Origin of the sequence: Streptococcus sp. HMSC072D03, assembly GCF_001812855.1 — a bacterium.
GTDB lineage: Bacteria > Bacillota > Bacilli > Lactobacillales > Streptococcaceae > Streptococcus > Streptococcus salivarius_D.
Window position 1 is genome coordinate 1 of record NZ_KV810700.1, and the last position, 11,023, is coordinate 11,023.

Annotated in this window: 7 protein-coding genes; all 7 read right to left on the reverse strand. The window is 36.4% G+C overall.

What is annotated here, in order from left to right; translation table 11 throughout:
* Nucleotides 1–3,892 (reverse strand): type II CRISPR RNA-guided endonuclease Cas9 (gene cas9, locus HMPREF2877_RS09780; protein ID WP_070579804.1); only part of this gene is annotated, 3,892 nt, incomplete at its 3' end.
* A gap of 332 nt (nucleotides 3,893–4,224) precedes the next feature.
* Nucleotides 4,225–4,872, reverse strand: coding sequence for a phosphoserine phosphatase SerB (gene serB / locus HMPREF2877_RS09785; protein WP_070579810.1), 648 nt, complete (start codon nucleotides 4,870–4,872; stop codon nucleotides 4,225–4,227).
* 111 nt (nucleotides 4,873–4,983) lie between these two features.
* Nucleotides 4,984–6,708 carry a septation ring formation regulator EzrA gene (gene ezrA / locus HMPREF2877_RS09790; RefSeq protein WP_070579811.1) on the reverse strand — a complete coding sequence of 575 codons (1,725 nt, stop codon included), beginning with the start codon at nucleotides 6,706–6,708 and terminating at the stop codon, nucleotides 4,984–4,986.
* 96 nt (nucleotides 6,709–6,804) lie between these two features.
* Nucleotides 6,805–8,757: a DNA topoisomerase (ATP-hydrolyzing) subunit B gene (gene gyrB, locus HMPREF2877_RS09795; protein WP_002886787.1), complete on the reverse strand. Its 1,953-nt coding sequence runs from the start codon at nucleotides 8,755–8,757 to the stop codon at nucleotides 6,805–6,807.
* Nucleotides 8,758–9,318 (reverse strand): HAD-IA family hydrolase, encoded by a 561-nt coding sequence (locus tag HMPREF2877_RS09800; protein WP_002886786.1) that lies wholly within the window; start codon nucleotides 9,316–9,318, stop codon nucleotides 8,758–8,760.
* 85 nt (nucleotides 9,319–9,403) lie between these two features.
* Nucleotides 9,404–10,099 (reverse strand): LrgB family protein, encoded by a 696-nt coding sequence (locus HMPREF2877_RS09805; protein WP_002886784.1) that lies wholly within the window; start codon nucleotides 10,097–10,099, stop codon nucleotides 9,404–9,406.
* A complete protein-coding gene (locus tag HMPREF2877_RS09810; RefSeq protein ID WP_002884266.1) occupies nucleotides 10,092–10,466 on the reverse strand; it encodes a CidA/LrgA family protein in 375 nt (124 codons plus the stop codon). Before HMPREF2877_RS09810 ends, HMPREF2877_RS09805 begins: the two co-directional genes overlap by 8 nt.
* Nucleotides 10,467–11,023: the final 557 nt, after the last annotated feature.

The window sequence follows — 11,023 nt, forward strand, 5'->3', positions numbered from 1 at the left end:
CTTTTGTGTTGCACTTCATTTTACAATAGGGCTTCTCATTAAATTCAAGAATATAGTAAAATAATTCTTCAAACTCTTTTTTATGATTTTCAACATACTTTCTATGATTATCATTAAATGTGTTGCTTATTCTTTTAGCATGATAAAGTAATTTCACATACTTCTGTGAAATAAAGATTTGATTTCCCTTGTGAATCTCTCCCCTCTTATTATTCGTTGACAAAATACTAGCCAACATCCGTCGTGAACCATCTGAAAGTTCAAATAAACTATATTTAGGTAATTCAATAATCAAATCAATATCTTTATAACCTTTTTCAAGTAAAAAATTAAATTTATCTTTTCTATACGTAATCCTATCTAAAATAGAAATACCTTGAAATTCAAGTATATTTGTTATTTTTTTCTTTGCACCTTTTTCAATTGTCCCTTTAACAAGAACAGCAAATGAATTAGAAATACCAGCATACCCCCCATACTTTTTAGGGTCAAGATACTCTTTAGCACCTACTAAATTTTCTTTACTATTTGGTTTTGGTTTCGAGGAAAGATTTGCATTAAACAATCCCTTTGGTTTTCCTCTATCCAATCCGTGATTTTGTTCCTCCACTTTTTTGACAATATTAACCTGTGAATATGAAAGAACTTTTCTAACAGTATTTAGGTCTGCCACTTTATTCCAAACGGATTCGCCGGTCTCCTCATTTACCTCAATAAGTGGTCTTTCAATAACTGTACCATCAGCTAAAGAAATAGATTTTTTAAAGATATTCATGATATTTGAATAGAAATATACCTTTTCTGTAGCTGACTTTCTTTCTCTAAAACTATTGTATTTTGGGTAGTCACCATACACAAATTCTGGCTCTAGTTTAGGGTATTTCTTCAGTAAAGCACTTGCCACAACAGCATTCAAATAGGCATCATGAGCATGATGAAAATCGTTGATTTCACGGACTTTATAAAGTTCAAAATCCTTACGAAATTGAGAAACTAAGCTAGATTTCAAGGTAATGATTTTTACTGTTCGTAACGTTTTATTATCTTCATCTTTTTTATTATTAAATCTCTCATCAAGTAAACGAGCTACATGTTTTGTTATTTGACGTGTTTCTACCAACTGGCGTTGAATAAAACCAGCTTTAGCCTCAGGTGACAAACCTCCCCGTTCAGCTTTTGTCAGATTATCAAATGTTCGTTGAGAAATTAATTTTGACTTCAATAATTGATACCAAAGTGTCTTTCTTTTTTTGACAACCTCTAAACTTGGAACATCATCTGATTTACCACGGTTACTAGCAGATGAAACAAGTACTTTATTGTCAATAGAATTATCTTTCAAAAAAGCTTGAGGAATAATATGATCAATATCATAATTACTTAATCTATCAATATCTAATTCTTCTCCGGTATACATATCTTTGCCGTTTTGAAGATAATACAAATAAAGTCGATCATTTTGAAGTGCATTATTGTCTATTTTAGAAAGTTTTGCAGGAATATTTTCCTTAAGTATCTTACTACTTAACTCTTTGAGAGATTCTTCTAAACGTTTCAAGCGTTGTTGAGAATTAGATTTACCTTGGTTGGTATATTGGTTTTCACGAGCCATCTCAACAACAATTGACTCAGGTCTTCTTCCCATAACTTTAACTAATTCATCTACAATCTTTATGCTTTGTAAAATACCTTTTTTTATCGCAGGACTTCCTGGCAAAGCCTGAACGACCTGTTTAATATTATCTTTGTCACCAATAATTTGTGCCTTCTTTATCTTCTTTTTAAAAGAAAGAGCATCATCGTGAATAAGTTGCATGAAATTACGGTTAGAAACACCATCATCAATTAAGTAATCAAGAATAGTATTACCAGATTTTTCATCTCGAATACCATTAATAAGCTTAGCAGATAACTTACCCCAGCCAGTGTAATGTCTACGAGATAACTTTTTCAAAACGGATTTATCGAATATATTCTCAAATTTTGAAAGACGTTGTTTTATCATCTCTCTATCTTCAAAAATTGTCAAAGTATGGATAATTTCTTCGATAATCGCTTCATTTGAACTATCATCCAAAAACTCTTTATCATTAATAATATTTAAAAGATCGTGATAAGTAGATAAACTAGAATTAAACTGTTTCTCTATGCCTTTTAATTCAATTCCATCATATCCATCAATTGCATGTAAATATTCAATAATATCCTTATCAGTAACTCTCCTTTTATTTTTAAAATAAAGTCGGACAATATCTTTCTTCTGCTTACTATCTAAAAATTGATAATCTCTCATACTTTCGGCAATAAATCTAACTTTTGTTAATTCATTATATACATTAAAAGTTTCGTATAAGAGACTATGCTTTGGAAGTACCTTCTCTTCTGGCAAATACAAATCAAAACTAGTCATTCGATTAATAAAAGCCTCTGCCGAAGATTCTTTGTCAATAACGTCCTCAAAATTCCAAGGTGTAATTTTTTCATTTCGTTTTCTTATTGACCAAGCGAAGTCACTATTCCCTCTCGCAAGTGGACCTACATAATAAGGAATTCGGAAGGTTAAAATCTTCTCGATTCTTTCTTTATTTTTAGCCAAGAAAGGATAAAATTTAGCTTGCTTATCGAGAATTGCTCTCATTTCTTGAAGATGAATCTGATATGGTATTGAACCATTATCAAATGTGCGTTGCTTTCTTAAAAAGTCTTCTCGATCAATTTTTTCAAGAAAATAGTCCGCACCTTCAAGACCAGCCAATAGTTTTTTTAGATGTACATAGAAATCTTCCTGACTTGTTTTTCCATCAATATAACCAGCATAGCCGTTTTTGGTGTCGTCTTTAAATACTTCATTATATGTTTCTAGGGAAATATTTCTTATGTATGCCTTTAGTAACGCTAAATCTTCTTCGTGTTCTTTATATCGCATTATCATAGCAGAAGAAAGAGGTGCTTCTGTCCCATTATCAGTTACAGTCAGAATACCTGATAAAAGAATAGCATCATAAAGTTTCTTTGCTTTGAGAAAGACATCACTATAATCATCTCCAATATAACCTAACAAAGTCTCTAAATCTTCATCATAGCTTTCTTTAGAAAAATGTAAGGGGGCTTTTTCGTCTAAATTAAAATATTTCTTAAAGTCAGCTTGATTTCCTACAATCAACTTTAGAAACTCTGAAAAAATACCCGAATTCTTCTCCCCAGGAAAGAGTTTTAAAATACGATCTTTCTTTGCTGATTTACTAATCTTATCTTTAACAATTTCCTCAAGTTGTTTACTGTTCTCAAGTGATAAATCCGATTCAAAAATAGCATTATAAGTGTCCAAAAAGTCTTGAAAATTCTTCTGAATATCATTATTTTTTGAATTAAACTCTCCTTCAATTAAGAAGTGACCTCTATATTTAATCATATGAGCCAATGCAAGATAAACTAGACGCAAATCTGCTTTTTTAGTACTATCTGCTAAATATTTCCTTAAATGATAGATAGTTGGAAATTCATCATGATAGGCTTTTTCTTCTACTAAGTTTCCAAATATCGGATACTTACTATCACGTTTATCATCAGGAACTAAAAATGAATCGTCAAGTCTTTGAAAGAAAGCATCATCTAATGTAGCCATCTCTGTGCTAAAAATTTCCTGTAAATAAAGGATACGATTACGGCGTCTAGTATAACGTCTTCTTGCAGTACGTTTCAATCTTCTTCCCTCTGCTGTGATTCCAGAGTCAAAGAGTAATGCACCTAACAAGTTCTTTTTGATATACTTTTTACTCGTATTTCCTAAGACTTTCATTTTTTTAGATGGAACCTTGTAATCATCAGTTATTACAGCCCATCCAACACTATTCGTCCCAATATCAAGTCCAATTGAGTATGGCTTAGTCATGCTTTTCTCCTTATTTGAAAAATCTTAATTTATAGAAAATATTATACACTTATTAAAGAACATTTCAACACCTGATAGAACTACTTATTTAATAGTACAGAGTTAAAGTCTTATGATTAAGAAAATAATTTTTTATTACCTTACTCTGTAGTATATTGACATATTGGTTACAAAGCTATATAATAAAGACGGTTTGAAACCATTCGAAACAATACAGCAAAGTTAAAATAAGGCTTAGTCCGTATTCAACTTGAGAAAGTGGCACCGAATCGGTGCTTTTTTGGTATATAAATAGTCCTTTGGAATCATCCAAAGGACTATTTATATATCTACTATTTCTTAACCTCATCCAAAATCTCGATTACCTTATACAAGTCTGGTTCTGTAATTTGGTAGGGAGCTTGTTCACGGACAATAGGTTTGGCACAAAAGGCGATACCAATGCCAGCTGACTTAATCATAGGCAAATCATTGGCACCGTCACCCATTGCAATGGTTTGTGAGAGTTCGAGACCATTTTCTGCTGCCCAATCCTTGAGTTTGGCTACCTTGACATCTTTGGTAACAATCTCACCATAAACCTTACCAGTTAAGACACCATCAACCACCTCTAGGTGATTAGCCTTGACATAATCGATTCCTGCTTCAGCTGCTAGTCTATCAACAGTTTCATGGAAGCCTCCAGAAACCAAGCCTACCTTAAAGCCACGAGCGTGAAGTTCATCCACCAGCTCCTTGGCTCCTTTGTTGAAATGAATACGAGCATAGACCTTATCAAATATACTCTCTGGCAATCCCTCGAGGGTCGCCACACGCTCATTCAAGGCCTGTCTAAAATCCAATTCTCCACGCATGGCACGCTCTGTGATTTCAGCAACTTCTTGACCAACGCCTGCTTCTTCTCCCAATAAATCGATAACTTCTTCTTGGACTAGCGTTGAATCTACGTCCATAACTAATAAACCTTTAACTTCTGACATAATTACCTCGATTCTTTGATGCCTATCTAAGCCTTCACTAGATTTAATTTTAACATGAAATGAAAAACGGACCTTACAAAAAATTCTGGACCCTAGTCCAGAATCTTTCTCTTACATACGGATTTGTTCGCGTGTCTTCTCGTAAGATGATACAAAACGATCTGTCACACCTGGTTCAACTGTTTCCAAGGCATAAGAGATTTCTTCCAAAGATGCATCATAATCATGATCAACTTCAAACAACTTAAGCGCATGCTCAAAGCTGCTTTGAACAGCAGGTTCAAATGAACGGTAGCGGTTTGAGTATTGCAAAAGTTGCTCAGTCAAGGTTGCATTTTGAACAACCAAGTAGGCAGTCTCTTCCAAATGATCAATGGCATTTTTAGATGTTTCTGTCAAACGCATTACCGCATCGATATTGATACGTCCACGGCTGAGTTCATCCATAAGTGCCTCAATTTGAGCACTTGTTGAGAAGAAGACACTCAAGAAGGATTGAGGAATACCTGGCAGGTTACGTTTTTCCATGTAACGCTTGATAACATGCAATTTATTAACATAAATATCAAGCTCTTCACGTGCCTTAGCTTCGTTTTTCTCAATAGCCTGAAGATTTTCAAAGACCTCAACCTGACCATTTTCAACAGCAGACAAGGTATTGAGACTCTTTTCAAAGATCTTTTCAAGTTCTGAGAAAGGTTTCACCTGAGTTTCAAAGTTTTCAAGGGTTGGAAGCACAGCTGTCTCCACACCTGAGATATCAGATGCAAAGCTACGAACATCTGCCGCATAAGTTTCATCGAAGATATAAGTCAACATGAGACGCTCAAGCTCTTCTTGAAGTTTTTTGTTGTTTTCTTTAGCGTGTTTAAGATAGTCTGGCAAGATTTTCTTATGACGCATAACAACCTTGTATGAGGCAATTTCACGTTCGAAAATACTATACAAGTTGTTGATTTTATCTTGAATCTCAACGTTTTCTTCTTCCGCACGGTCCAAATCAAGAGAAACCAATTCACTTGAGTTAGAACGGATAGCTTCACGAATTTCTTGGAAGCGACGTTCGATATTTTTTTCAGGGAAGTGATAATTTTGCTCAATCAACTTGCGATAGCCAGATTCCAAATCATCTAACTGATCTGGGAAATCATCTTCCAACTTAGCTACAATCGCAGGAATCTTCTCTGAAATCTGACCCAATGCAATGGTGTGTTCTTCTGCACGATCCAAAATACTTGATGCCTCAATAGGGTCACCTGATGAGTTAAGAGTCACGAATTCTGCAAACTCAGCTTCAATGTTTTTAAGCTGTTTATTGATTTCGGTCATGGTAGAACCGAAATTATCAGAGTTTTCCTCGATTGAGTTTTGCAACTCTTCGTACAAGTCTAATGCATGCTTAACGCGAGCACTGTTCTTTTCTTCTTGTTCTTTCAAGGTTGAGAGCGCTTCGCGAATAGACTTGATGTCTTCTTCCACAAGATCCAACTGACTCTCAATGTTATTGATTTCACCACTAGCCTTGAAGAAATGGAAAGTATCATTCATATTTTCAGCTTCGAAAATATGATTCTCAATATCTGTAAATGAGTTTGTTGAGATATCTACCCATTTCTGATTCCATTCACGGAAGGTTGTTTGACTTTGTCCAATCAAGTGAAGCTTTTTGACTTCTTCAATTTCTTCATTAACTGGCAAGTCAAACAAGCTTTGCTTGCGCTCTTCAAGCTCTGCAATCCGCGAATCATTTCGTTTTCTAATAAGAATACCGATTAAGTAAGCGATAATTACGAGTATAACTACCACTACAATCAGTAAAACAATTCCGCTAGACATAGTTTCTCCTTAATCGTCTATTATGTTCATAAATGTAGAATAACATTACGATTATATCATAGTTATCCTAGCATTGCATCCTTTTTTAAAAGAATATTAGATATCTAGAGTACTGTAAACGGCATTTTCTTCGATAAATTCGCGGCGAGGTTCAACCTTGTCTCCCATCAGCATATCGAAAATCTTATCTGCCTCCGCAGCATCGTCCACAGAAACACGTGCCATCAAACGATTTTCAGGGTCCATGGTAGTTTCCCAAAGTTGGTGGTCATCCATTTCACCCAAACCTTTATAACGTTGTACCGTAGGTTTTGAACGTCCCACACTATACTTTTCAAGTGCAGCACGCAATTTGTCTTCTTGATCTGCACCAGGTTGGATATATTCTTTAATCTCAGAACCAACCTTAACCCCATAAATTGGTGGTTGTGCAATGTAGACATAGCCTGATTCCAAGACTGGACGCATAAAGCGGTAAATCAAAGTCAGAAGCAGGGTACGGATGTGAGCCCCATCGACATCGGCATCGGTCATAATTACCAACTTGTGGTAACGTGCCTTGCTGACATCAAATTCAGCTCCAAAACCTGTTCCCATAGCTGTGAAGAGAGAACGAATTTCTTCATTGGCTAGAATCTTATCCATGCTAGCCTTTTCAACGTTCAAAATCTTACCTCGAATTGGCAGAATAGCTTGGAATTCACGGTTACGACCTGATTTAGCAGAACCACCGGCTGAGTCCCCTTCGACAATGAAAAGTTCGTTCATTTCGGCATTATTCGATGAACAGTCTGCCAACTTCCCTGGAAGGTTAGAAATTTCAAGACCTGACTTCTTACGTGTCACTTCACGGGCACGCTTAGCGGCGATACGGGCCTTAGAAGCCAAAATCCCTTTTTCAACAATCTTCTTAGCAATGGCAGGATTTTCCAAGAGGAAGCGACTTAGAGCCTCACTAAAGAGACGATTGGTAATCTTAACCACTTCAGAGTTTCCAAGCTTGGTCTTGGTTTGACCTTCAAACTGTGGGTTTGGATGCTTGACAGAGATGATAGCAGTCAACCCTTCACGAACATCATCCCCAGTCAAATTATCATCTTTTTCTTTGAGAATCTTATTCTGACGTGCATAGTCATTAATGACACGCGTTAAGGCTGTACGGAAACCTTGTTCGTGAGTACCACCTTCATGGGTGTGAATGTTGTTGGCAAAACTCATCACTGTTTCATGATAACCAGTCGTGTATTGCATAGCAACTTCAACTGAAATACCATCCATCTCACCATCAGTGTAGATAGGTTCGTCAAAGATAACATCCTTGTTTTCATTGATGTATTTCACATAAGACGTGATACCACCTTCGTAGTGATAATGTTTCTCTTGTTCGAGACCCTCACGCTTATCTGTGATAGAGATACGGAGCCCCTTGTTCAAAAAGGCTAGCTCTTGGATACGTTTAGCCAATTTTCCAAAGTCAAACTCGGTTGTTTCTTGGAAAATCTCTGGATCTGGCGTGAAGTGAACAGTCGTACCATGTTTCTCTGTTTCACCAATTACTGCTAAATCTGCCACCACTACCCCACGTTTATACTCTTGGAAGTGGATATGTCCATTTTTATAAACCTTAACATCAAGTTGTGTTGAGAGGGCATTAACGACCGAAGAACCAACCCCGTGCAATCCACCAGAGACCTTATAACCGCCTCCGCCGAATTTACCACCAGCGTGAAGGACCGTAAAGACAGTTTCAACTGCAGGACGGCCAGTTTTTTCTTGGATATCGACTGGAATACCACGACCATCATCGACAACGGTGATAGAATTGTCCGGCTCAATAAAGACCTGAATATGAGTGGCGAAACCAGCCAAGGCCTCATCGATTGAGTTATCGACAATCTCCCATACCAAATGATGCAACCCTTCTTTTGAGGTTGATCCAATATACATACCTGGGCGCATACGTACCGCTTCAAGCCCCTCTAGGACTTGAATCTGGCTGGCATCATATTCTTGCGCTTTTTCTTCAAGATTTTTTAATTCATCAGTCATTTATGTCACAATCTCCAATAATGATTTATGGCCATCAACAAGCAAGGTATCCAGACCTGCTGCTTTTCCTGCCTCTATATCTATCTGGCGGTCACCAATGACCAAGCCGTGTTTAATATCGTATTTTTTTATTAAATAAAGGAAACTATCTGGACTCGGCTTTCTAGCAAAGCCATTTTCAGAAGTTACAACCTCTGTAAAATAAGAGGCAATTTCTGCTTTATCAAGGATTTCTAGCACCAAGTGATTACGGTGGCTAACCAAAAAATTACGCCCACCCTCAGCCACAATCTTAGCTAGGACAGCCTTAGCACCTTCAAAAAGAACAGGTTCCTGTAAATGCTTGGCTTCCTCTTGCTTATATAGGGTTCGAAAATCAGCTATATCAGGCGCAAACATAGCAATGGCAGTGCTCGTTGATACCTTAAGGGCATCATAGACTGCTTGAGGTTCTGCTGTACGCTCAAATTGTTCTAAAGTTGCTAGAAAGGCTTGGGTTGATACCTGGTAATTATCCAACAAGGTACCACCCAAATCCCAGATATAATCTCCATAATTCATAACCTTAATTATAACATAAAAGGTCAGATTTTGCTTGTTTTTCACAGCTAAAAAGGCTTGGAAAACCTATCCAAACCTTAATTTTTTATTTCAGAATCAAACTTGCCACAATAGGACTAATAAAGACATATAGAATCCCTGTTACAGCAATTGAAAGACCACCCATGGCACCTGCAACCTGACCATATCTGAAGGCAGCTCCGGTACCTACGGCGTGTCCAGTTCCTCCGAGTGAAAGTCCGATAGCAACTGGATCTTTAATGCCAATCATTTTTAAAAAGACAGGACCTAAAACTGAGGTTAAAATTCCCGTAATAACAACGACGACCAAGGTTACTGTCGTAATCCCCTGCATTTTTTCCGAAATCCCTACAGCCATGGCAGTTGTTACAGACTTAGGAAAGAGAGAGATGGCTAAGAAATAATCCATCCCAAAAAGCTTAGCAATCAAAGCCGTATAACTCGTATTTAGAACACAGGCAACAGTTGATCCAATTAGAATACTCTTATAGTGATGGCGCATGAGGTGTAGATTCTTATAAAAAGGAACTGCTAGCGCGACTGTTGAAGGAATAATCAAACTGTTAAGATAAGAACCACCTACATAGTAATCCTTGTAGGAAATACCTGTATAGTGCAAAATGACGATAATCAAGGCAGTCGATACAAGAAGAGGCGTTGTCAAAGGATTAGGAAAACGGCGATAAATCAAAAGCCCTATTGTGTAAGCTAGTACAGAAAGTGTTAGCCCAAACAAGGGTGTATTAAAAAAATTAGCCACGTTTAACCTCCTCGTAATCACCTTCAAAATGTTTTTTGATGAAACCGACAACTACTGCAATCACCACAATGTTAAGAACCAAAGCTCCCATAATAATCAAAATAATAGGGACAATATTCGCTGAAATAGCATTCCATCGTTCCATAATACCGACACCTGCTGGCAAAAATAGAATAGTCATATTGGCAATTAAAAACTCTGCTACTGCATGAATATGACGTAGACGAATCCACTTAAGCTGAAGAGCAATAAGAAGCAAGAATAGGCCAATAATGCTTCCAGGAATAGGTAATTTGAAGAATGTTGAAATGGCTTCACCAATAACGGCAAATAAACAAATCAACATGAATTGAACGTAGTATTTCACGACTTGCCTCCTAGGTTTAATCACCTATTAGTCTACTCCTTTTTTCTTGAATTTCAAGAGTTTTCAGTAAATTCTTTTGAAAAATTAAGAGCCCTATACTAACCTTTTTGAATATGAAAAAACAAGCTCAACACTGAAAGTTGGGCTTGTAAAAAATAGTCAAATATTTATCTTAATCACAATTTCATTTTACAGCCAAAAAAATTCTATTTTTTCAAAATAAGAGACTATTCAAAGAAGTTGTCATAAAAAATTCTTATGTCACCACATACATAGGGGCGGATAAGGTTTCACGATTATCAAAATATAAATTTGAATCATTTAAACAATCAGACTGACAACCATACCTATCATATTCATTGGTTTGTTCAAACTATAACTCTATTTTTCAACATCTGAGAAAGAAACTACAATGTTGTACTTCTCAGGTCGGTTAGAACTTACAGAATATTTTAGATAGTAATTGTATTGAGAACAAACTTATTCGCCACACTTATTCTGAATAATCTCCGCTTAGGTATTCTTTGTTTGTCTCTTCCCCACCATGTCCAAGTCCT

Excerpts from the sequence above, each read along its gene's own strand:
- gyrB (WP_002886787.1), bottom strand. The coding sequence starts at position 8,757 with ATGACTGATGAATTAAAAAATCTTGAAGAAAAAGCGCAAGAATATGAT.
- HMPREF2877_RS09800 (WP_002886786.1), bottom strand. The coding sequence starts at position 9,318 with ATGAATTATGGAGATTATATCTGGGATTTGGGTGGTACCTTGTTGGAT.
- serB (WP_070579810.1), bottom strand. The coding sequence starts at position 4,872 with ATGTCAGAAGTTAAAGGTTTATTAGTTATGGACGTAGATTCAACGCTA.
- ezrA (WP_070579811.1), bottom strand. The coding sequence starts at position 6,708 with ATGTCTAGCGGAATTGTTTTACTGATTGTAGTGGTAGTTATACTCGTA.